This is a genomic window from Pseudoalteromonas sp. P1-13-1a, from assembly GCF_001401875.1.
GTDB lineage: Bacteria > Pseudomonadota > Gammaproteobacteria > Enterobacterales > Alteromonadaceae > Pseudoalteromonas.
In genome coordinates this window covers 32,554-55,454 of record NZ_LKDV01000026.1, presented here as the reverse complement: position 1 = coordinate 55,454, position 22,901 = coordinate 32,554, and the positions used below count along the sequence as shown (strand labels likewise).

General features: G+C 41.7%; 22 protein-coding genes. 16 read left to right on the top strand and 6 right to left on the bottom strand.

Features of this window, described 5'->3' with window-relative positions:
* Nucleotides 1-46: 46 nt before the first annotated feature.
* The gene (gene map / locus AN391_RS15095; RefSeq protein ID WP_268795581.1) at nt 47-865 is read right to left on the bottom strand and encodes a type I methionyl aminopeptidase; all 819 of its coding nucleotides are present in this window, start codon (nt 863-865) and stop codon (nt 47-49) included.
* Between the two features lie 238 nt (nt 866-1,103).
* On the opposite strand from map, the gene rpsB reads away from it, so the two are divergent.
* The 14 genes from rpsB (at nt 1,104) to AN391_RS15025 (ending at nt 14,483) form a co-directional block, all read left to right on the top strand.
* Nucleotides 1,104-1,832, top strand: a complete 729-nt coding sequence (rpsB, locus tag AN391_RS15090; protein ID WP_004586918.1) for a 30S ribosomal protein S2 — start codon at nt 1,104-1,106, stop codon at nt 1,830-1,832.
* A gap of 98 nt (nt 1,833-1,930) precedes the next feature.
* A complete protein-coding gene (gene tsf / locus AN391_RS15085) occupies nt 1,931-2,782 on the top strand; it encodes a translation elongation factor Ts (RefSeq protein WP_055016169.1) in 852 nt (283 codons plus the stop codon).
* Nucleotides 2,783-2,941: 159 nt separating this feature from the next.
* Nucleotides 2,942-3,691 (top strand): UMP kinase, encoded by a 750-nt coding sequence (gene pyrH, locus AN391_RS15080; protein ID WP_055016168.1) that lies wholly within the window; start codon nt 2,942-2,944, stop codon nt 3,689-3,691.
* A 13-nt stretch (nt 3,692-3,704) separates the two neighbouring features.
* Nucleotides 3,705-4,262, top strand: a complete 558-nt coding sequence (gene frr / locus AN391_RS15075) for a ribosome recycling factor (RefSeq protein WP_055016167.1) — start codon at nt 3,705-3,707, stop codon at nt 4,260-4,262.
* An 81-nt stretch (nt 4,263-4,343) separates the two neighbouring features.
* On the top strand, nt 4,344-5,123 hold the full coding sequence (locus AN391_RS15070) for an isoprenyl transferase (RefSeq protein WP_055016166.1): 780 nt from the start codon (nt 4,344-4,346) through the stop codon (nt 5,121-5,123).
* 21 nt (nt 5,124-5,144) lie between these two features.
* Nucleotides 5,145-6,011 carry a phosphatidate cytidylyltransferase gene (locus tag AN391_RS15065; protein ID WP_055016165.1) on the top strand — a complete coding sequence of 289 codons (867 nt, stop codon included), beginning with the start codon at nt 5,145-5,147 and terminating at the stop codon, nt 6,009-6,011.
* Entirely contained in the window at nt 6,008-7,213 is a 1,206-nt protein-coding gene (gene ispC / locus AN391_RS15060; RefSeq protein ID WP_055016164.1) for a 1-deoxy-D-xylulose-5-phosphate reductoisomerase, read from the top strand. Before AN391_RS15065 ends, ispC begins: the two co-directional genes overlap by 4 nt.
* 1 nt (nt 7,214) lies before the next feature.
* On the top strand, nt 7,215-8,567 hold the full coding sequence (rseP, locus tag AN391_RS15055) for a sigma E protease regulator RseP (RefSeq protein WP_055016163.1): 1,353 nt from the start codon (nt 7,215-7,217) through the stop codon (nt 8,565-8,567).
* Between the two features lie 102 nt (nt 8,568-8,669).
* Nucleotides 8,670-11,141 carry an outer membrane protein assembly factor BamA gene (gene bamA, locus AN391_RS15050; protein ID WP_055016177.1) on the top strand — a complete coding sequence of 824 codons (2,472 nt, stop codon included), beginning with the start codon at nt 8,670-8,672 and terminating at the stop codon, nt 11,139-11,141.
* Nucleotides 11,142-11,152: 11 nt separating this feature from the next.
* Nucleotides 11,153-11,671, top strand: coding sequence for an OmpH family outer membrane protein (locus tag AN391_RS15045; RefSeq protein WP_055016162.1), 519 nt, complete (start codon nt 11,153-11,155; stop codon nt 11,669-11,671).
* A gap of 7 nt (nt 11,672-11,678) precedes the next feature.
* The gene (gene lpxD / locus AN391_RS15040; protein WP_055016161.1) at nt 11,679-12,701 is read left to right on the top strand and encodes a UDP-3-O-(3-hydroxymyristoyl)glucosamine N-acyltransferase; all 1,023 of its coding nucleotides are present in this window, start codon (nt 11,679-11,681) and stop codon (nt 12,699-12,701) included.
* Between the two features lie 27 nt (nt 12,702-12,728).
* The gene (fabZ, locus tag AN391_RS15035; protein WP_055016160.1) at nt 12,729-13,181 is read left to right on the top strand and encodes a 3-hydroxyacyl-ACP dehydratase FabZ; all 453 of its coding nucleotides are present in this window, start codon (nt 12,729-12,731) and stop codon (nt 13,179-13,181) included.
* Between the two features lie 2 nt (nt 13,182-13,183).
* Nucleotides 13,184-13,954 (top strand): acyl-ACP--UDP-N-acetylglucosamine O-acyltransferase, encoded by a 771-nt coding sequence (gene lpxA / locus AN391_RS15030; protein WP_055016159.1) that lies wholly within the window; start codon nt 13,184-13,186, stop codon nt 13,952-13,954.
* Nucleotides 13,955-14,090: 136 nt separating this feature from the next.
* On the top strand, nt 14,091-14,483 hold the full coding sequence (locus AN391_RS15025) for a septal ring lytic transglycosylase RlpA family protein (protein ID WP_055016158.1): 393 nt from the start codon (nt 14,091-14,093) through the stop codon (nt 14,481-14,483).
* On the opposite strand, the gene cydC is transcribed toward AN391_RS15025, so the two are convergent.
* Genes cydC through AN391_RS15000 form a run of 5 tightly spaced genes read right to left on the bottom strand, consistent with a single transcriptional unit; the run spans nt 14,466 to nt 20,859 of the window.
* The gene (gene cydC, locus AN391_RS15020) at nt 14,466-16,208 is read right to left on the bottom strand and encodes a thiol reductant ABC exporter subunit CydC (RefSeq protein ID WP_055016157.1); all 1,743 of its coding nucleotides are present in this window, start codon (nt 16,206-16,208) and stop codon (nt 14,466-14,468) included. The two genes, AN391_RS15025 and cydC, sit on opposite strands and share 18 nt — an antisense overlap.
* On the bottom strand, nt 16,201-17,973 hold the full coding sequence (gene cydD / locus AN391_RS15015) for a thiol reductant ABC exporter subunit CydD (RefSeq protein WP_055016156.1): 1,773 nt from the start codon (nt 17,971-17,973) through the stop codon (nt 16,201-16,203). Before cydD ends, cydC begins: the two co-directional genes overlap by 8 nt.
* Nucleotides 17,963-18,127 carry a cytochrome bd-I oxidase subunit CydX gene (cydX, locus tag AN391_RS15010; protein ID WP_004586934.1) on the bottom strand — a complete coding sequence of 55 codons (165 nt, stop codon included), beginning with the start codon at nt 18,125-18,127 and terminating at the stop codon, nt 17,963-17,965. Before cydX ends, cydD begins: the two co-directional genes overlap by 11 nt.
* Before the next feature lie 12 nt (nt 18,128-18,139).
* Nucleotides 18,140-19,279, bottom strand: coding sequence for a cytochrome d ubiquinol oxidase subunit II (cydB, locus tag AN391_RS15005; RefSeq protein ID WP_055016155.1), 1,140 nt, complete (start codon nt 19,277-19,279; stop codon nt 18,140-18,142).
* On the bottom strand, nt 19,276-20,859 hold the full coding sequence (locus AN391_RS15000; protein ID WP_055016154.1) for a cytochrome ubiquinol oxidase subunit I: 1,584 nt from the start codon (nt 20,857-20,859) through the stop codon (nt 19,276-19,278). The genes cydB and AN391_RS15000 overlap by 4 nt, the downstream gene beginning before the upstream one ends.
* Before the next feature lie 290 nt (nt 20,860-21,149).
* Here AN391_RS15000 and lpxB point away from each other — a divergent pair, with 290 nt between their 5' ends.
* The gene (gene lpxB / locus AN391_RS14995) at nt 21,150-22,307 is read left to right on the top strand and encodes a lipid-A-disaccharide synthase (RefSeq protein ID WP_055016153.1); all 1,158 of its coding nucleotides are present in this window, start codon (nt 21,150-21,152) and stop codon (nt 22,305-22,307) included.
* A complete protein-coding gene (rnhB, locus tag AN391_RS14990) occupies nt 22,297-22,899 on the top strand; it encodes a ribonuclease HII (RefSeq protein ID WP_055016152.1) in 603 nt (200 codons plus the stop codon). The genes lpxB and rnhB overlap by 11 nt, the downstream gene beginning before the upstream one ends.
* Nucleotides 22,900-22,901: the final 2 nt, after the last annotated feature.

Genomic DNA, 22,901 nt, shown 5'->3' with positions numbered 1-22,901 from the left:
TTTCACATATAACAAGCTGTACTTATCATATGCTGTGGTTTTGTTATTAGTGTTCGATAATCCTGTCGATAGTATCATCCGATCGCAGCGTTAAAATTTCAACACCATTTTCAGTCACTAATAAGGTATGTTCCCACTGTGCAGACAAACTACGGTCGCGTGTAACAACAGTCCACTCATCTTTTAAAAGTTTACACTGGCGCTTACCTGCGTTAACCATTGGCTCTATTGTTAAACACATACCCGCTTTAAGGGTTTCGCCTGTACCTGCTTTACCGTAGTGCATTACTTGTGGCTCTTCGTGGAATTCGCTACCTATACCGTGGCCGCAGTATTCACGTACAATAGAGTAATTAAAGCTCTCAGCGTATTTTTGGATTGCTTCACCAATATCGCCTAAACGCACACCAGGTTTTACCATTTTTATAGCAAGGTATAAGCTTTCTTGTGTTACTTGTGCAAGACGCTTACCTTGAATATTAGGTGTACCTACATGAAACATTTTAGAGGTATCGCCATGGTATCCATCTTTAATTACGGTGACATCAATGTTGACGCTATCGCCATCTTTTAACGGTTTGTCATTTGGAATGCCATGACAAATTACATGATTTACAGAGGTACATACCGACTTAGGAAAACCGTGGTAATTTAACGGCGCAGGGATAGCATCTTGCACATTTACAATATAATCATGACAAATTGTATTTAGCTCATCAGTAGTCACACCCGGCACTACATGTGGTTCAATCATTTCAAGTACGTCTGCCGCTAAACGCCCGGCTACACGCATTTTTTCAATTTCTTCAGGGGTCTTGATCACAGCGCTCATTGAGGCTCCAAAGTTGCATTTTTTAACATTTATCGTCGCACAAATTTTGCACGCGACGTTGAGTATTTAATTTTAATATGGTATAAAGCGCGCCGTCTTTTTACAAATAAATTCTTAAATGATTTTTTGTATTTAAGGCAAACACAATTTTATTTTAACACACACACGTATCGTCACATACACTTGGGTGCATTTGAAGTTTAAATACTTCGGTGTTGGTGCTATGGGATATGTGGAGGCCTAACCCTAAACTACATAGAGGATTTACAAAATGGCAAACGTTTCAATGCGCGATATGCTTCAAGCTGGTGTTCACTTTGGTCACCAAGCACGTTACTGGAACCCTAAGATGAAGCCTTTCATCTTCGGCGCACGTAACCGTGTACATATCATCAACCTTGAGCAAACAGTACCAATGTTCAACGACGCACTTAAGTTTTTATCAAGTGCTGCTGCAAACAAAGGTAAAGTTCTTTTCGTTGGTACTAAGCGCGCAGCAAGCGAAGCAGTTAAAGAAGCTGCTTTACAAAGCGACCAGTTCTTCGTTAACCACCGCTGGTTAGGTGGTATGTTAACTAACTGGAAAACAGTTCGTCAGTCAATCAAGCGTCTTAAAGACCTTGAAGCGCAAAGCCAAGACGGTACTTTCGAGAAGTTAACTAAGAAAGAAGCGTTAATGCTTACTCGCGAAATGGAAAAGCTTGAAAAGAGCCTTGGCGGTATCAAAAACATGGGTGGCCTTCCAGATGCTATCTTCGTTATCGATGCTGATCACGAGCACATTGCTATCCGTGAAGCTAACAACCTAGGTATTCCAGTTGTTGCAATCGTTGATACTAACTCTAACCCAGACGGTGTTGATTACATCGTACCTGGTAACGATGATGCTATCCGTGCAATCAACCTTTACACTAGCTCTGTTGCAGCTGCTATCACTGAAGGTCGTGAGAACAACATCGTTGCTCAAGCTGAGAAAGACGACTTTGTAGAAGCTGAGTAATTAGCTGTCATCAAGTCTTCATCTTTTTAAGGTGAAGACTTGCTATTCTTGTAGAGCGGTTTACCCGCTTATCTAATACCTGATTTGAGGATTTACTAATGGCTGTAACTACTGCCCTAGTTAAAGAATTACGCGAGCGTACTGGCGCTGGCATGATGGATTGTAAAAAAGCGTTAACTGAAACTGATGGCGACATCGAGTTAGCGATTGAAAACATGCGTAAGAGCGGTGCTGCAAAGGCTGCTAAAAAAGCAGGTAACATTGCTGCTGAAGGTACTATCATCATCAAGAAAAACGATGGTGTTGCAGTACTTGTAGAAGTTAACTGTCAAACTGACTTCGTAGCAAAAGACGAAAGCTTCTTAGCATTTGCTAACAAAGTTGCTGACGCTGCTATCGCTGAAACAATCACTATCGAAGACTTACAAGCTAAGTTTGAAGAAGACCGTGTTGAGCTAGTAACTAAGATTGGCGAAAACATTAACGTACGTCGCCTTCAGTACATCACGGGTGAAACACTTGTTGAATACCGTCACGGTGAGCGTATCGGTGTTGTTGTTGCAGGTGTTGCTGATGAAGAGACTCTTAAGCACATTGCAATGCACGTTGCTGCGTCAAACCCAGAGTACTTAACGCCTGAAGATGTACCTGCTGACGTTGTTGAAAAAGAAAAGCAAGTACAAATCGACATCGCGATGAACGAAGGTAAGCCTGCTGAAATCGCTGAAAAAATGGTTGTTGGCCGCATGAAGAAATTTACTGGTGAGGTTTCTCTTACTGGTCAAGCTTTCATCATGGAGCCTAAGAAATCTGTTGGCGAAATTCTTAAAGAGAAAAACGCAACAGTTACTAGCTTCGCACGTGTAGAAGTTGGTGAAGGTATCGAGAAGAAAGAAGAAGATTTTGCTGCTGAAGTTGCTGCTCAAATTGCAGCTGCTAAAGGCGAGTAAGATTAACTATTTGTGATGTATAAGGAAATTAGATGCCATTAAAGTACTATTTGCTTTTGCGTCACGCTTAGAAATTCTTTAAAATAACCGCGCTTTTATGTTTATCATAAGCGCGGTTATTTTTTACCCATAATTCAATAAAAAGTTGGCCCCAATACTATGACTATCAATCGTAAACCTATTTTTAGACGTGTTCTTCTTAAATTAAGTGGTGAAGCTTTAATGGGAGACGAAGGCTTCGGCATCGACCCTAAAGTATTAGATCGTATGGCTCAAGAGATTAAAGAGCTGGTAGAGCTTGACGTAGAAGTGGGTTTGGTTATCGGCGGTGGTAACTTTTTACGTGGTGGCTCGCTAGCTGAGGCTGGCATGAACCGCGTAGTGGGCGATCACATGGGTATGCTTGCAACGGTAATGAATGGCCTTGCAATGCGTGATGCGCTACACCGTGCATTTGTTAATTGTCGTTTAATGTCGGCAATTCCACTAAACGGCGTGTGTGACGCATATAACTGGGCCGAAGCAATTAGCTTATTGAAATCTGGCCGCGTTGTTATTTTTTCAGCAGGCACAGGTAACCCGTTCTTTACCACTGACTCTGCTGCGTGTTTACGCGGTATTGAAATTGAAGCCGACACGGTAATTAAAGCCACTAAGGTTGATGGCGTATTCAGTGATGATCCGGTTAAAAACCCAGATGCCACGCTTTATCGTCATTTAAGCTACAATGAAATTATTGATAAAGAACTAAAAGTAATGGATTTAGCGGCGTTTACACTCGCTCGCGATCATAATATGCCATTGAGCGTATTTAACATGAATAAATCAGGCGCGTTAAAACGCGTAATTATGGGTGAAGAAGAAGGCACGCTTATCTCTTCACAAGCCTCAGATGAAGTAATCAAATAATTAGGATTAAACCGTGATTAACGATATTCAAAAAGATGCGCAAGAGCGCATGCAAAAAAGTGTAGCAGCACTAGGTAGTCAATTATCAAAAATCCGTACGGGCCGTGCTCATCCGGCAATATTAGACGGTATCATGGTATCGTACTACGGTGCTGATACACCGCTTAACCAAGTGGCTAATGTAACAATCGAAGACTCTCGTACTCTGGCTATTGGCGTATTCGATAAGTCTTTAGCGCAAGCTGTAGAAAAAGCAATTATGGCGTCTGACTTAGGTTTAAACCCAATGTCTGCAGGTACAGTAATTCGCGTACCACTTCCTCCGCTTACAGAAGAGCGTCGTAAAGATTTAATTAAAATTGTACGTGGCGAAGTAGAAAGCGGCCGTGTTGCTGTGCGTAATATTCGTCGTGATGCTAACGGCGATATTAAATCGTTATTAAAAGATAAAGAAATTTCTGAAGATGAAGCGCGTCAAGCAGAAGATACAATTCAAAAGCTTACAGATAAATTCATTAAAGAAATGGATACGCAGTTAACTGCTAAAGAAGCTGAGTTGATGGAAATCTAAGCAGCTAAATAACCTCAATGTAGGTTATGAAATATATTAGTTTTGAAACGCCGTCTAGGGTATACTAGGCGGCGTTTTTTTATGGAATACTCAATATTTATGGTTCTAGACGCTGACACAATTTCACAGCAATGCTTACCTAAACATGTTGCCATCATCATGGATGGTAACGGGCGTTGGGCACAAGCTAGAAATAGACCTCGTGTGTTCGGGCATAAAAAAGGCGTGGACGCAGTTCGTCAATCTGTTCAGTTTTGTACTAAATTAGGGATACAATCGTTAACCTTATTTGCTTTTAGTAGTGAAAACTGGCGCCGCCCCGAAGACGAAGTAAACACGTTAATGGAGCTTTTTTTGTTTGTTTTAACAAAGGAAGTCAAAAAGCTTCATAAAAATAATGTAAAACTGACCATTATTGGAGATTTATCACGATTCTCTGAAAGTTTACGTAGCAAAGTAAACGCTGCGCATGAGCTAACAGCAGATAACACCGGTTTGCATTTAAATGTAGCCGCTAATTATGGCGGTAGATGGGATATGGTAAATGCAGCAAAGCAACTTGCATTACAAGTTGAAAACGGACAACTCAAGGCTGAGGATGTTACAGAAGAGCGCATAGCACAGCATATGAGCATGGCAGACCAAGCCGAGCCGGATTTATTAATTCGCACGGGTGGTGATGTTCGTATTAGTAACTTTTTACTATGGCAAGCTGCATACGCGGAACTTTACTTTACCGACACTCTTTGGCCTGATTTTAACGAAGCCGCATTTGCAGAGGCCATTGCGTGCTACGTTGCCAGAGAAAGACGTTTTGGTTGTACGGGCGAACAAATAAAACAATTACTCGCTCAAACCTAAAATAGAATAAGGGTCACAATTTTGTTAAAACAACGAATTTTAACCTCGGTTGTATTAGCGCCGTTAGCGCTAGCCTTGGTTTTTTATACTCCACTAACTTTATTTAGTTATTTCGCCGGTATTATTGTTTTACTTGGCGCGTGGGAGTGGTCTGCATTTATGGGTCTGTGTGGAAAATTAAAGCGCGGCGCATTTGTTGTGTTAATCGCCGCCTTATTGGCGCTATTAAATTTACATTGGCCAATAGAGTCTTTGTGGCAAAACGGCCAGTTGGTTGGTGATGCTAATTACCTGTTTACGCTCTCGTTTGCATGGTGGATTGTGGCCAGTTATTTAATTTGGCGCTACCCAGCTATGGCTAAAGCATGGAACGAAGGCTTAGTAATGCGTGGTATTGCAGGGTTGCTTACCTTGGTTCCTCTGTGGCTAGCACTTAACACCTTACGCAGCGCCCAATACGCTGAATCAACGCATTTTGGCTCGGTACTGATTTTAGTTGTACTGGGTATTGTGTGGAGTGCCGATGTAGGGGCTTACTTTACAGGTAAAAGTTTTGGTAAGCACAAATTAATGCCAAAGGTAAGCCCAAACAAAACCATCGAAGGTCTAGCTGGCGGTGTGGTTGCATCAATTATATTTGTTTTAGCATTTTGCCACTTTACCGGTGTTGATTTTGCTGTATGGCCTATTTATGCCTTAATGACCGCATTTATTGCTTTATTTTCGGCTGTTGGTGACTTGCTCGAAAGTATGTTTAAACGTGAAGCAGGCCTAAAAGACAGCGGCCGCTGTTTACCTGGGCACGGCGGTATTTTAGACAGAATCGACAGCTTAACTGCTGCAGCACCTATGTTTGTAATGTGTTATGCATGGACCTTGAGTTTATGAGCCAACAGCAACAACTTGTTATTTTAGGCGCCACAGGTTCAATCGGTTTAAGTACATTAGACGTAGTCGCAAGAAATAAAACGTTATTTAACGTATTTGCTTTAACAGCAGGCAACAATGCAAAAAAAATGGCTGAACTGTGTATTGAGCATGAGCCGTTATATGCAGTTATGGCTACACAAAGCGCTGCAGAGCAACTATCGTCTTATTTAAATAATACGCCATGCCAAACCTTAGTAATGCATTCACAGCAGGCTATGAGCGATTTATGCGCCCACCCTGATGTAGATACCGTTATGTCGGCTATTGTGGGCGCTGCCGGTTTACTGCCTACACTTAGTGCTGTTGAGGCCGGTAAAAAAGTACTCCTGGCCAACAAAGAATCGTTGGTTATGTCAGGGCAATTGTTTATTGATAAGGTAAAACAGCACAAAGCCACATTGTTACCCATTGATAGCGAGCACAACGCTATTTTTCAGTGCTTACCTCACTCACTTCAAAACGCAAATGCTGATCAAAATTTACAAAAAAATGGCGTAAGCAAACTTTTACTTACCGGCTCCGGTGGTCCATTTTTAACGCGCGATATAAACACCTTAAAAGCGGTAACAGTAAGTGAAGCCGTCGCGCATCCAAATTGGTCTATGGGGCAAAAAATATCGGTAGATTCAGCCACCATGATGAACAAAGGGCTTGAATTTATTGAAGCTAAATGGCTGTTTAATTGTGACACCCGCGATATTGATGTGGTGATCCACCCGCAAAGTATTATTCATTCTATGGTGCAATACCATGATGGCTCTATTTTAGCGCAAATGGGTAACCCTGATATGCGCACGCCTATAGCGCATGCGCTTGCTTATCCTGAGCGGATAGATGCTGGCGTTAAGCCACTAAACTTCTCGGATCTTTGTGATTTTTCGTTTACTAAGCCCGACTTCGACCGTTATCCAAATTTACAACTCGCTATTAACGCGTGCAGTGCCGGGCAAGGTGCAACTACCACCGTTAACGCGGCAAACGAAATTGCTGTTGCGGCATTTTTAAAAGGTCAAATTGGCTTTACTGACATTTATAAAATTAATGCACAAACACTCGACGATGCGACATTTACGAACGTACAAAGTTTGGAAGATATTTTAGAGTGTGACAAATTAGCCCGTGAACGTGCGGCGCAGCTAGTAACAAAAGTGATTCATTAATATGTTAGATTTTTTTTGGAACCTTGGCTCGTTTATTTTAGCGTTAGGTATTTTAGTTGCTATTCATGAATATGGACACTTCTGGGTTGCCCGTAAGATGGGCGTTAAAGTACTGCGCTTTTCAATTGGCTTCGGTAAACCACTTATAAAATGGCACGATAAGTATAATACAGAATATGTAATAGCTGCTATCCCACTGGGTGGCTACGTTAAAATGCTTGATGAGCGTGTTGATGAAGTACCTCAAAGTGAGCGTCATTTATCATTTAACGCTAAATCTGTTCAGGCGCGTATAGCGATTGTTGCCGCCGGGCCGTTGGCAAACTTTTTATTCGCCATTGTAGCGCTTGCTACTATGTATATGGTGGGCGTACAGTCGGTAAAACCTGTGGTAGGTAGCATTACCGAGGGAAGCCGTGCAGAGCAGGCGGGCATTATGCCCTCAGAGCAAATTATTAAAATTGGCGGTGATGATATTACTACTTGGCAAGATGCAACGTTTGCACTTATGTCGAGCTTAGGTGAACAAAGCGTGCCCGTTGTTGTGCGTAATCAGAACTACCAAGAGCAAACAAAAATACTCAACGTCGAAGGTTGGAAGCTTGATAAACAAGATGTGCCACCACTGAGTTCGTTAGGTATTGTCCCCTTTAGACCCCAAGCCACATTAACGATTGCGGCTATTACTAAAAACTCTGCTGCCGAAGTGGCAAATTTACAAGTTAACGATACGATTATCGCCGTAAATGGTGAAACAATAAGCGATTGGCAGCAATTAGTTAATCTTATTACGCAATCGGCTAACAAATCTTTACAATTTAGTGTAAAAAGACAAGATAGTATAAATAGCGTAATAGTAACGCCTAAATCGCGTATTAATGAACAAGGTGTTGAGCAAGGGTTTTTAGGCGTTGCGCCGGTTGTTCAGCCTTGGCCTGAGGGCTATGTTGAGACCCGAAGCTTTGGTCCGCTTGATAGTATTGCTCGTGGTACTCAAGAGACTTGGCGCCTTATAACGCTTAGCTTTGACATGATTGGTAATTTAATTACAGGTCAGGTTTCGGTTAAAAATTTAAGTGGTCCTGTGGGCATTGCAGTTGGGGCAGGAACTAGCGTAAGCTACGGACTAGTTGCCTTTTTAAGCTTTTTAGCGCTAATAAGCGTTAACTTGGGTGTATTTAATTTATTGCCTCTGCCAGTGCTTGATGGCGGACACTTAATGTATTACATAATTGAACTTTTCCGTAAAAAGCCGGTCTCTGAAAAGACACAAGAATTTGGTTTTAAAGTGGGCGCCTTGCTGCTCATATTTTTAACATGTTTCGCTTTGTTCAATGATGTATCGCGTTTGTAGTTACAGCGTGACAATTACTAATTAGAACACGATTGTAAGCATCACTAATTATTAGTTTTGATGTTAAGCGGTAATACAGTTGTAAAGGATAAAGATAATAAAATGGCTATAAAAAAACATTTGGCAGTTTCAAGTTTATTGGGTGCAAGCTTTGCAGCCCTAGGCCAAAACTCCTTTATTGTTGAAGATTTAAAAATTGAAGGCTTGCAACGTGTAGCACTTGGTGCAGCACTTACGCATGTTCCTATCAATGTGGGCGATAACGTTGATGACTATACGATTTCAAAAACAATAAAGTCACTTTATCGTTCAGGTCACTTTGACAACATCAAAGCGTTACGCGATGGTAATAACGTTATTTTCAAAGTTACTGAGCGTCCTACTATTAGCTTTATTGAGTTTGAAGGCAATAAAGATATAAAAGATGAGCAGCTTAACGAATCACTCGATCAGCAAGATATTCGCCAAGGTGAACCACTTGATAAAACTGTTATCGATAATATCGAAAAGGGCTTAGTTGAGTTTTTCCACAGTATTGGTAAATACAACGCCACCGTTGATATTAGCGTAACTAAGCTGCCACGTAACCGTGTAAAGCTTAAGCTAGAATTTGACGAAGGCGAAGCCGCCTCTATTCGTCAAATCAACTTAGTGGGTAACGAATTATTCTCTAACGAAGAACTTTTAAAGCTTGCTGAATCGCAACAAGATTTACCATGGTGGCAGTTTATGGGTAGCGACCGTTACCAAAAACAAACCATTGAAGGCGATTTAGAAAAAATCCGTAGTTTTTATCTGGACCGTGGTTACTTACGTTTTAATATTGATTCAACGCAAGTATCAGTAAGCCCAGAGCGAGAGTCAGTGTATGTAACAGCTAACTTAACTGAAGGTGTTAAATATACGGTTAAAGGTTTTGACTTTATTGGTGATTTACTTGGCCGAGAAGAGCTAATCAAAAGCGTTATTCCACTTCGCGCTGGTGAGCTGTATAACGGCTCTGTAGTCACTTCATCTGAAGAATTTATAAAAAGCTATTTAGCGCGCTTTGGTTATGCCAATGCCGAAGTTCGTACAATTCCAGAAATTGACGATGAAAAACAAGAAGTGCAACTTACGCTGTCGGTAAATCCGGGTAAACGTGTATACGTTCGCCGTATTATTGTGGGTGGTAACCAAAATACCGCTGATGAAGTAGTTCGCCGCGAAATGACACAACTTGAAGGTGCATGGTTATCTAATCAAAACCTTGAGCGCTCAAAACTGCAAATCCAACGTTTACCGTACATGGAAACTGTTGATTTTAACGTAGTGCCAGTCCCAGGTGTGGATGACCAAGTTGATGTAGACTTTACGGTAAAAGAGCAATCGGCAGGTAGCTTTAATGCGGGCTTAGCGTATGGTTCATATGCAGGTTTACAGTTTAATATTGGTGTCACCGAATCTAACTTTTTAGGTACGGGTAACCAAATTGGCTTAAACCTAAATACCTCGACAGGTTCAGAAAGCATTAGCTTGTCGTATACCGACCCTTACTTTACGCCAGATGGCGTATCGCAAGGCAGCAGTGTTTTCTACAACAACTACGATGCCAGTAAATTTAGCTTAGTAGATTATAAGTCAACAAGTTATGGTATTGGTACCAACATTGGCTTCCCAATTGATGCGGTGAACCGTGTTAACTTTGGTGTACGTTGGATTCAAGAAGAACTATCAGAAATTGCTGAATACGAGCAAACACGTGTACTTCGCGAAACCTTCTTAGATGAAGAAAACCCAGATGCTGGCTTTGACTTTACTAAATATGAGCTAAGCGTTGGTTGGTCGCGTATTACCGTTAACCGTGGTTTATTCCCAACAGCGGGTTCGCGCCAAACATTAAATTTAACAGCCACAACGCCTAATTCAGATCTTCAGTACTTTAAACTGAACTACGATTCTCGCTTTTATTGGCCTATTTCTAATGACCACCGTTGGGTGTTCTCAACACGTGCAGCGCTTGGTTACGGTAATGGCTATGGGTCGACTAATGGCTATGAGCAAACACTGCCGTTTCAAGAGTACTTCCGTATAACTGAAATGGAACTACGTGGCTTTGACCGTAATACAATATTACCTCGTGCTGTATCGCGTATTCCTTTATCAATTCCAGGTACTCCAAATGCTGATGGGACGACAACCGGTAGTATTGGTGGCTCAGAAGAGTTTGATATTTTAGTACCGCAAGGGCGTATTGGTGGTAATGCAAAAGCGGTTGCAGGTATGGAGCTAATTGTACCTACGCCGTTCTTAGATGAAGAAAACACCAGCTCTGTACGTACCAGTTTCTTTGTAGATGCTGCAAACGTATGGGATACTGAATTTAACGTTGACCGTTTCCAAAACTTAGCGCCAGATGAGCGTGCTAAGTTAGACGATTACTCTGATCCAATGCGCTTTAGGGTATCGACCGGTTTATCTTTACAATGGATCTCTCCAATGGGTCCAATGCTGATTAGTTTTGCGTATCCATTGCAAAAAGAAGAAGATGACGATACAAAGACCATCAGCTTTAATATTAGTAACACTTTCTAAAGGAGTTTTTTGTGAAAAAATTATTTAAATCAACAGCAGTAGCCGTGTTAGCAACATTGATGATGGGCACCTCTGCAAGTGCTTTCGCTCACAAAGTAGGCATTGTTGATATGCAAGAGATCTACAAGCAAATTCCTCAAATGGCTAAAATTGAGCAGTCTTTACAAACTGAGTTTGCTGAGCGTCGTCAAGAGCTGGAAAAACTACAAGGCGATATCCGCTTTGAAGCAGAAAAATTTAAGCGTGAAAGCACTACTATGAGCCAAGCTCAAAAAGATGCATTACGCGATAAAATCCAAGGCATGCAAAAAAACCTTGCTGAAAAAGGCCGTCCTTTAGAGCAAGAAATTAAAGCACGTCAAAACCAAGAGCTTGCTAAAGTTCAAGGTTTAATCATTAAAACAATTGAAGAAATTGCTAAAGACGGCGACTTCGATGAAGTTAAAGTTAAAGACACAACTATTTACTTTAACCCTAAAGAAGTAACTGATCTTTCAAGCAAAGTTGTATCAGCAGTTAGTAAGAAATAATCACTCTATGCAAAATTATACGCTTTCGCATATTGCGGAACTTCTAGGCGCCGAGCTTCAAGGTGATGGCGCTTTAGAAATTACAAAAATAGCTACACTTGCAAATGCCCGTTCTGGGCATATTGCATTTTTAGCGAACTCAAAATATCGCACTCAGCTTGAAACCACGCAAGCCAGCGCAGTTATTCTTAGCGAAGCCGATGCGCCGTATTTTAATGGCGCAAAAATCATTGTTGGCAATCCGTATGTAAGTTACGCAAAGCTTGCACAATTTATGGATACAACCCCGCAATCGGCGCAGCAGGGTATTCATGCCAGTGCCACTATTCACCCAAGTGCAACGGTAAGTGCTAGCGCAGCCATTGGTGCAAATGCAGTGATAGAAGCCGGCGCTGTTATTGGTGATAATGCACAAATTGGTCCGAACAGTTTTATTGGCGAACGTGTTAAAATAGGTTCTGGCACAAAGCTTTGGCCGAGTGTAACTATTTATCACGATGTTGAAATTGGCGCTGATTGTTTGTTCCAAGCAAATACAGTGGTTGGCAGTGACGGATTTGGCTATGCAAACGAGCGCGGGCAGTGGGTTAAAATACCGCAGCTAGGCTCTGTGATTATTGGTGACAAGGTTGAAGTGGGCGCAAGCACAACAATTGACCGTGGCGCACTTGATAACACGATTATACATAGCAATGTAATCATTGATAACCAATGTCAAATAGCACACAACGTTGAAGTTAACTCGGGTACTGCCATTGCAGGTTGTACTGTACTGGCTGGCAGTGTCACCATAGGCAAAAACTGCCAAATTGGCGGGATGACAGCAATTAATGGTCACATGTCAGTATGTGATGGTGTTATAATTACCGGCATGAGTATGGTGACTAAATCGATCACCGAGCCGGGTATTTACTCATCTGGTATGCCCCATACAACTAATAAAGAATGGCGTAAATCAATTGCTCACTTGCGTAATCTTTCAGACATGAAAGCTCGTCTTAAAGCGCTTGAAGCATTGGCTAAGTCATAAACGTTGAACACAAATAAGGATGCTATTTTGGCAAACGAATTAAATAGCCTTGATATTCAAGAAATTTTAAGTTTATTACCCCATCGTTACCCGATGCTTTTAGTTGATCGTGTTATTGATTTTACACCAGGTGAAAAACTACATGCGGTTAAAAACGTAACAGTTAATGAGCCGATTTTTACTGGTCACTTTCCAAACCAGCCAATTTTCCCAGGTGTGCTAATATTAGAGGCAATGGCGCAAGCAACTGGTTTACTTGGTTTTAAAACCGTTGAAAACCGTGGCGATAATGAGCTTTACTTATTTGCTGCAGTAGATAATGCGCGTTTTAAGCAGCCTGTAGTACCAGGCGATACTATGCATTTACATGTAGAGTTTTTAAAAGAGCGTCGCAATATATGGAAATTTGCCGCTGAAGCAAGAGTCGACGGCAAAGTAGTATGTAGTGCCGAAATTATGTGTGCGAGAAGAGAGTTTTAATAGTGATCCATTCTACAGCAATAATCGAACCTGGCGCTAAACTAGGCAACAATGTCTCAGTTGGTCCATATAGCTATATTGGCAATGATGTTGTGATCGGTGATGACTGTATTATTGAGTCTCACGTTGTTATTAAAGGGCCGTCTACAATTGGCTCAGGCAATCATATTTTTCAATTTGCGTCAGTGGGCGAAGCCTGCCAAGACAAAAAATATAACAACGAACCAACCACGCTTATCATAGGCGACAATAACGTTATTCGTGAGTGCGCAACGATTCACCGTGGTACTATTCAGGATCAAGGTGTTACTAAAATTGGTAGCAACAACTTATTTATGGCGTATACCCACGTTGCACACGACGCTGTAATTGGTAACAACGTTATATTTGCTAACAATGCAAGTGTTGCAGGCCATGTGCATGTAGGCGATTGGGTTATTTTAGGTGGTAACTCAGGTGTGCATCAGTTTTGTAAAATTGGTGATCATGCCTTTATTGGCATGTACTCAGGTGTTAATAAAGATGTACCACCATTTGTAACCACCATTGGTATGCCTGCAGGCCCTGCAGCGACCAATAAAGAAGGTATGAAGCGTCGTGGCTTCGAAAGCGATGAAATTATGGCTGTACGCCGCGCTTATAAAGCGTTTTATCGTAAGAGCTTAAGTGTGGATGAAGCAATTGCCTCGCTCAGCGAAGATGCCGCTAAGTACCCTGCTGTACAAACTATGATTGATTTTGTGAAAAGTTCTGAGCGCGGAATCGTAAGATAAGCGTTTTATGCTTTTAAAAAACCACCTTAGAGTAATCGACGGTGGTTTTTTATTGCCTGAAACACGCTTTAATTCAGTACACACTCAGCCACGTAAGGTTAACCTTTGCGCGAATTTTTATAATTAAAGCGCAGTTATGTCTTTTACTAAGTTAATTTTTACCCTCAGTTTTTTGTCAATTTTAGCTGCGTGTAGCAGCCAACCTATAGTTACCTCTGCCAATGGCGAGCGTACTCAGTTAGGTAAAGCCTCTTATTACGCTAATAAATACCATGGCCGTACAACGGCAAACGGTGAAACATTTAGCCAAAACGCATCCACAGCTGCGCATTTAGATTTACCCTTTGGTACAAAAGTGAAGGTTAAAAACTTGGCAAATAATAAATCGGTAATCGTAAGAATAAACGACAGAGGTCCGTACGTTAGAGGGCGGGTTATTGATTTATCGCTAGGTATGTTTAAAAAAATTGCCGACCCTAAAGTCGGCGTTATCGATGTATCAATCAGCGTTTTAAAACCGAGTAGTTAAGGCAACGTAATCGGTATACTTTTCGCTAAGCGCTTTATGAGTACCTTGTGCTATTAAGCTGCCATTTTCTAGCCAAATAATATTATCCATTTGCGCTAAAAGAGCTGGGTCGTGGGTAATGGTGAGTACACTTGCGTTACTCATTACCTGCATAATAGCTTTCATTACCGTTTGCTTAGATTGATTATCAAGTCCTTCAGTAGGCTCATCAAGGACTAAAATGGCTGGGTTTTGTAATAAAGCTTGCGCAATGGCTATACGCCTAGATTGGCCTTGAGAAACGCTTCTTCCGCCTGTGCCTAAACGTGTTTTTAAACCATCTTGTAGCGCATTAAACCAAGGCGCCAGCTGGGCAAGGCTAATGGCTTCAAGCATTTCTTCTTTTGTGGCGCTTGGCTTTGCATAGCGTAAATTTTCACTAAGTGTGCCATCAAAAATATGGTGCTGCTGCGCGAGTATATTAATAACGTTTGCGCGGGTGTTGCTGCTTAGTGCGTGAAGATCTTCTGCGTTATTTTCATCACTTAGCCTAATGCTGCCTTGCTGCACTGGCCATAAACCGGTGAGTAAATTAACCAATGTGCTTTTACCACTGCCGCTTCTGCCTACAATCGCTACTTTTTGCTGTGCTTTAAGGGTAAAGCTGATATTAGTTAAAGCGGTGTGCTCTTGGTATTTATAGGCAATGTTATTAAGCGCTAAAGTTGTATTGTTTTTATCAAACTGTATCTCAATTAACTTAGCGCTATTAGCTTCTTGGGCTGTAACTTTATCTTCAAGTGTAAATAGGCGCTCAGCAGCTTTGAGTACATTGGGCAGCTCTATAAACGCGTTAGGGAGCAGTAAAACACTTTCAAAGCTTGCTAATACAAATAGGCTTAGCATAGCCAGCTCAACATTTACCATAGCGCCGCTATAAACCAAAGGTACAATAGTGACTATTGCGCCAAGCATAGCGAGTTGTACCACCAGCAAACTTAAACCGTCGCTATTTGCTAGTGCTTTATGACGACTAAAAAGTTGTTGGTTATACTGCTCGTTGAGTTCATTGCATTTTGAAATTTGCCCTGCACGAGCTTGATAAATACTCAGTTCTCTAAGGCCTGTTAGGGTGTCAGAAAGCTCTGATCTAAGTTGTGCACTGAGCTGTGTTTCTTTATGACTATTTTTATTTAATTTAGCACTTAATAGAGCTGGTAAAACAACACCAATTAATAAAATGCCGATAAAACAAATTAGCGCAACGTTGGCATTATAAGCCACCATAAATACCATGATAATTGGCACACTCAAGAGCGCCACCAGCATTGGCAGTAATATGTTTAAGTAAAACTTATCAAGCGCATCTACGTCATTTTGTAAGCGGTTAACTAAATCGGCGCTGCGACTCATTGCTAAATCTACATTATTTAGCTTGCTTAGCGTGGCAAACATATTAACGCGTATTTCACTAAGTAGTAAAAATGTCGCGTTATGCGTTACTAGGCGCTCACCATAGCGTGATGCAGTTCGTACAATCGCTAAAAACCGAATGGTTCCTGCAGGGGTAAAGTAGTTCATGTGTACGCCAGCAATACCCGCTGCCGCCATTGAGGCTAAAAACCACCCCGATATGGCTAATAAGCCCACGTTTGCAAGTACCGTTAGCGTTGCTAAAAAAGTACCCAGTAGCATGGCTTTATAATGCGGGCGGCAAAGCGTTAATAGCCTAATAAAATTAGTCATTGTTTGCTCCTTGCGCTTGCAAATTAAGGAGTGATTTAAATGCGCCTTGTTGCTGCTCAAGTTGGCTGTAGGTGCCTTGCTGTGCTATTTCGCCATTTTGCATAACAAGGATGTTATTCGCGTTTTTCACCGTATTTAGCCGATGAGCAATAACCAACACTAAATGGTTTTTAGCGTAATGTGTTATAGCCTGCTGAATAAGCTGTTCGGTTTGGCTATCAAGGTGGGCTGTGGGTTCATCAAGCACTAAAATAGGGGCTTGTTTTAAAAACGCCCGAGCAAGGGCTATACGTTGTTTTTGCCCGCCAGAAAGCCCTTCACCTTGCTCACCTATCAATGTATTAAAGCCATTTGGTAATGTGTTTATAAAATCTAAAGCGCCAGCTTGGCGCGCTGCTTGCTCAATTTCTAATTGTGTAGCATCTGGTTTGGCTATTTTTATATTATCGCTAATGCTTTGATAAAATAGCGTGGGTGTTTGGGGTATCCACGCGATTGAATTTTGTAATGTATTAATGCTTGTCGCATCAAGTGGTTTATTATTAATACTTATCTGCTCAATCACCTGTGGGTGAAACCCTAATAAACAATCAAATAAAGTACTTTTACCTGAGCCACTTGCGCCCACTAAAGCGACTAACCCTTTACCGGGTAACGTAAGGTTTATATTTTTGATGCCTTCATGACTATTGGGATAAGTAAAGTTTAAGTTGTTTATGCTTATTGAGTTTAAAGGCGCCGCAAACGTTGTTTCATTTTGCTGTGATTGTTCAGGAAGTGGGGCATTTAAAATAGCGATCATATCGGCTGCGGCACTAATACCTTGCAAACGGGCATGGTAGTGGCTGCCTAATTGGCGCAGGGGTAAATAAAACTCTGGAGCGAGTAGTAAAACAACAAAGCCAGTTGCAAAATCAAGCGTGCCAAAAAACAGCCTAAAACCAATAATTACCGCCACCAGTGCCACACTAATAGTGGCTAAAAATTCCAGTGCGAATGATGATAAAAAGGCAATTTTTAAAACACTGAGTGTGGCGTGCCTAAAGTCATCAGAAATGTTGGCTATTTGTTTAAGCTCTTTTTGCGTTGCGTTAAACAATTTAAGTTGTGTTAACCCCTGTACGCGGTCAAAAAAGTAATTACCAAGTACGGCAAGTTGTTTCCATCGCTGTTGATTAAGTGCTTCAGCCTTATGACCAACTAAAATCATAAAAAATGGAATAAGCGGGGCGGTTAATAAAAAGATTAAGCCAGCCTTATAATCGGTAGGGAATATAACCACTAATATTGCTAGCGGAATAAGCGCGCTGTAAGCAACGCCAGGTAAATATTTAGCGTAGTAATCGTGCAGTGCTTCAACGCCATCGTGTAAGGTGTTGAGTGTAGCGCCTTGGCCGTGTTGTTCAATATAACTTGGGCCAAGTTGCGTCAATTTGGTTAATAAGGTTTGGCGCATAGCCGATTTTATTTTAAGTGCCGCATAAGCACTGAGCCTTTCGCTAATAGCTAAAAATAGAGCCCTGAGTAAAATAATCCCCGCAAGCGGCCAAAGTAAGTGAGTTACTTGGCTAAGGCTTGCACCTGCAAACATAACGTTATGAATAGTGTGAGCCAGTAAATACGCGCCTGCAATCATTAAAATAGCGTTAAATGTGCCCAGCGCAATACTTAACTTTAACCATGCACCCGCAGGCTTACTTTGCTTTTTTAAAAAAGCGCGCAGAGATTGCTGCTGCGCGCGATTTGGTCGGGGGTTAGTCGTCATCTTTTGTGTTGTTAGCTTCGTTTAGTAAATCGTGCATCGGTTGTTCATCATCAGCTATGCTGTTTTTATTTTGATGAAACTCGTACCACATTACATTTATAACACCTAAGGTACAGGCTAAAAGTACACCTAAAATCCAAGCGAAATACCACATAATTTAGTCTCCTTAGTAGCTACCGTGCGTGTTATTTTCAATTTCGTCTACCGTTACTCTGCGCCACATTTTTACGTAACACCAGGTGGTGTAGGCCAGTATTAACGGAATAAATATAACAACAGCAACAAACATAATATTAAGCGTTCTGTGGCTCGACACGGCATCCCAAATAGTTAAGCTAATATCAGGGTTATTAACAGATGGCATAATAAATGGAAACAACGACACACCTGCCGTCATAATAACGCCAATTAACATTATGCTGGTTGAAATAAGCCCAAGCGCTGGCTTGTTTAATTTTGAGAAAAGTAGTGCACTGAGTGCCATAACAAAGCCTAAAATAGGAAAGGTCATTGTCCATGGGCGCTCGCTGTAATTATTAAGCCATGCCCCTTGCGCTGTGCTGACGACTTTTGCCAACGGGTCCGCGTGGCTTTGCGTATCAGGCATAGACACAATTTGGTAGCCATCTATGTTTGCCACCCAAAAACCCGCAGCTGCAAACAATACAATAAATACCACTAAGGCGTAGCGCCCATATTGCGCTGAGCGCTGTGCAACCGCATCTGCTGTGCGCAGTTGTAGCCACATACCCGCATGGGCAATTAACATGGCTATACTAACTAAACCAGCCAGTAGGCCAAATGGATTGAGTAAACCAAAAAACGAGCCTTGGTAACTTACACGTAATAAGTTATCAATGTTAAACGGTACCCCTAAAAATAGGTTACCAAATGCCACACCAAATACTAAAGCGGGTATAGCGCTGCCTGCAAATAGGCCCCAATCCCAGTTATTACGCCAGCGTTTAGAGTCTATTTTCGAACGGTAATCAAAGCCAAGAGGTCTAAAAAATAGCGCAAACAGTACCAGCATCATGGCAAAGTAAAAGCCCGAAAATGCAGCGGCATACACCATAGGCCACGCTGCAAATAAAGCGCCGCCTGCGGTAATAAACCATACTTGGTTACCGTCCCAGTGTGCGCCAATGGTGTTAATTACCGTGCGGCGCTCTGAGTCTGTTTTACCCACTAGGCGAAGCAGCATAGCTACGCCCATATCCATGCCATCGGTGATAGCAAAGCCTATTAGCAGTACGCCAATGAGCAACCACCACAGCATTTTTAATGTTTCATAATCAAAAATCATAATTGCTCTCCTGCGTCTTTATCTGCTTTGTTTGGTAACTCAAAGTGATACTTACCGGTATGCAACGAGCTTGGGCCTTGTTTAATAAAGCGCAGCATTAACCAGCCTTCTACAATGGCAAGGCCAGTGTAAAAAATAATGAATCCAGTTAAGCTAATTAAAATATCATTTACCGTCAGTGACGACGTGGCTAAAAAGGTCGGTAAAATTTCAGATATTGCCCAAGGCTGACGGCCATATTCGGCAACGATCCAACCAAATTCTATTGCAATCCATGGTAGCGGAATACTCAATACTGCAGCCCACAGCAACCAACGTTTTTGCTCAATAATACGATGGGCGTTGTAATAAAATGCCAATACAAATACTGCTAGCATGGCTACACCACAGGCCACCATAATCCTAAATGACCAAAACATAGGCCCCACTTTAGGGAAGGAGTCTTTTACTGCCATTTGAATGTGCTCCTCTGTGGCATCTACCACGTTAGGCGTATAGCGCTTGAGCAACAAGCCATAGCCTAAGTCATCTTTAAGAGCATCAAATTTAGCGATGTTTTCTTCGCTGTCATCGCCATTTCTAAGTTTTTCGAGATATTCGTACGCTTCCATGCCGTTACGAATACGCACTTCGTGTTTTTTCTCTAAATCAGAAATACCAATCACTTGCTCATCTAAAGAGCGAGTAGCAATAATGCCCAATGCGTAGGGAATCTTAACTGCTGCATGGGTTACTTGCTCATCAGAGTCTGGAAAACCAAATGCGGTAAACGCAGCAGGGGCTTCTTCGGTGTGCCACTCTGCTTCTATGGTGGCTAATTTTACTTTTTGAACTTCACCTACTTCGTAGCCTGATTCGTCACCTAATAAAATAACACACAATATTGATGCTAAACCAAAGCCCGATGCCACCGAGAAAGAGCGTTTAGCAAAGGCTAAATCGCGACCTTTTAATATGTACCAACTACTAATACCCAGCACAAACATAGAAGCGGCTACGTAACCTGCCGATACCGTATGAATAAACTTAACTTGTGCTACAGGGTTAAATACAAGCTCAGCAAAGTTAGTCATTTCCATGCGCATAGTCTGGTAGTTAAACTCTGCCCCCACTGGGTTTTGCATCCAGCCGTTAGCAATCAAAATCCACAGCGCCGACATATTGGTACCTAGCGCCATTAAAAATGTAGCGCCCAAATGTTGGCGTTTAGTTAGCCTATCCCAGCCTAAAAAGAACATACCCACAAAGGTTGATTCTAAAAAGAATGCCATTAAGCCTTCAATAGCGAGCGGCGCACCAAACACGTCACCCACGTAATGCGAGTAATAAGACCAGTTAGTACCAAACTCAAATTCCATGGTCAGGCCCGTTGCCACCCCAATAGCAAAGTTAATACCAAACAACTTTCCCCAAAACTTAGTCATATCACGATAAATTTCGCGACCGGTCATCACATAAACCGATTCCATAATAACTAAAATCCAGGTCATACCTATGGTTAAAGGCACGAATAAAAAATGGAAGAGTGCGGTAACAGCAAACTGTAATCGCGATAGATCCACAAAGGTTTCATCTATCATTTTTGGCTCCTTGAGGGTGACGGATTAACAAGGCAATCAATAATTGGCAATGTTAAATATAATGAACTTTCAGTAATTACTGAAAGTTTGGAATATTATTGATGTTTGCACAATTTTTGTCAATAAACATATTAGAAAAAGTTAATATATATCCACCATGCTACATCAGTATTAAAAACATACAATTGCTTGTGTCTATTTTGGTTGCAAAAACCATCTATTTAAAGCGTTTAATCAAACTCTAAAACACGGTAAACTAACCGCTATGAACGCCTGATAAACAAAGTCGAATGAATAAAGAGAAAAAACAACTACGTATTGGTATTGTGGCCGGTGAGCTGTCGGGCGATATTTTAGGCGAAGGCCTAATTAAAGCACTAAAAATGCACTTTCCTGATGCTATTTTTGAAGGCATTGCAGGGCCCAAAATGCAGGCGCAAGGCTGTAAAACCCTTTACGACATGGACGAGCTCTCTGTAATGGGGCTGGTTGAAGTATTAGGCCGATTGCCGCGTTTACTTAAAATACGCAAACAGTTAGTACAACATTTTGTTGATAACCCACCCGATGTATTTATCGGCATTGATGCGCCCGATTTTAATTTACGCGTAGAAAAGCCTTTAAAAGATGCAGGCATTAAAACCATTCAATACGTAAGCCCATCAGTGTGGGCATGGCGTGAAAAGCGAATTCATACGATAAGTGCTGCTACTAACTTAGTGCTTGCTTTGCTACCGTTTGAAAAAGAATTTTACGATAAGCACCAAGTACCGTGCACATTTGTTGGGCACACCTTAGCTGACGATATAGCACTTGAGCATGACGATAGCCAAGCGCGTGCAGAACTAGGCCTAAGCCTTGATGACAAAGTACTGGCATTACTGCCAGGTAGCCGCGGCTCTGAAGTGGGTTTATTAAGCGAAACCTACATAAAAACAGCAGCGCAGTTACAAGCGCAAAACCCAAGTCTTAAAATTGTGGTGCCATTGGTAAATGAAAAACGCAAAGCGCAATTTAGTGATATTTTAAATGCCACAGCGCCAAACTTAAATGTAAACCTACTTGATGGGCAGTCAAAACTAGCCATGCAAGCGGCAGATGCCATATTACTTGCATCGGGCACCGCCACACTTGAAGGCATGTTATATAAAAAGCCTATGGTTGTAGGTTATAAAATTAAGCCAATGAGCTATTGGATTTTTAAAACTTTATTTACCTTTAACATTAAATATTTTTCGCTGCCAAACTTATTAGCCGATGAAGAGCTCGTGCCGGAGTTTTTACAAAGTGAATGCAATGTGGCTAATTTAACAAGCGCACTTACACCTATGCTAAATACTGATAATAAAGAACTAAAGGCACGTTTTTTAGCTATTCACGAACAAATTAGATTAGATGCCAGCAAACAAGCAGCCAAAGCTGTGGCGGAGTTAATAAATGCAAATTGAACGACCTAACGTAACCTTTGTTGCCGGAGTAGATGAAGTAGGGCGTGGCCCACTTGTCGGCGATGTTGTTACCGCTGCGGTAATACTTGACCCAGCCAACCCGATTGCAGGTTTAGCTGACTCTAAAAAGCTTACCGATAAAAAACGCCAAGCACTGGCTATAGAAATAAAACAAAAAGCCCTGTGCTACGCTATTGGTCGTTGCAGCCCAACTGAAATTGACGAGCTAAATATTTTACACGCAACGATGCTTGCAATGACGCGCGCAGTTGAAGGGCTAAGCACACAACCAGAGTTTGTATTTGTAGATGGTAACCGTTTGCCTAAATTAGTAATGCCTGCTCAGGCTGTTGTGAAAGGCGACAGCTTAGTAGCCGAGATTTCAGCAGCCTCTATTTTAGCTAAAGTAGCGCGTGATGAGGAAATGCTCGAGCTTGACAAACGTTACCCGCAATACGGGTTTGCAGGGCATAAAGGGTACCCAACTAAAGCGCATTTTGCAGCGCTTGAGCAATACGGTGCTATAAATGAGCACCGTAAAAGCTTTAAGCCGGTACAACGTGTGTTAATGCAAGCAAAAGGAGAGGCATAAAT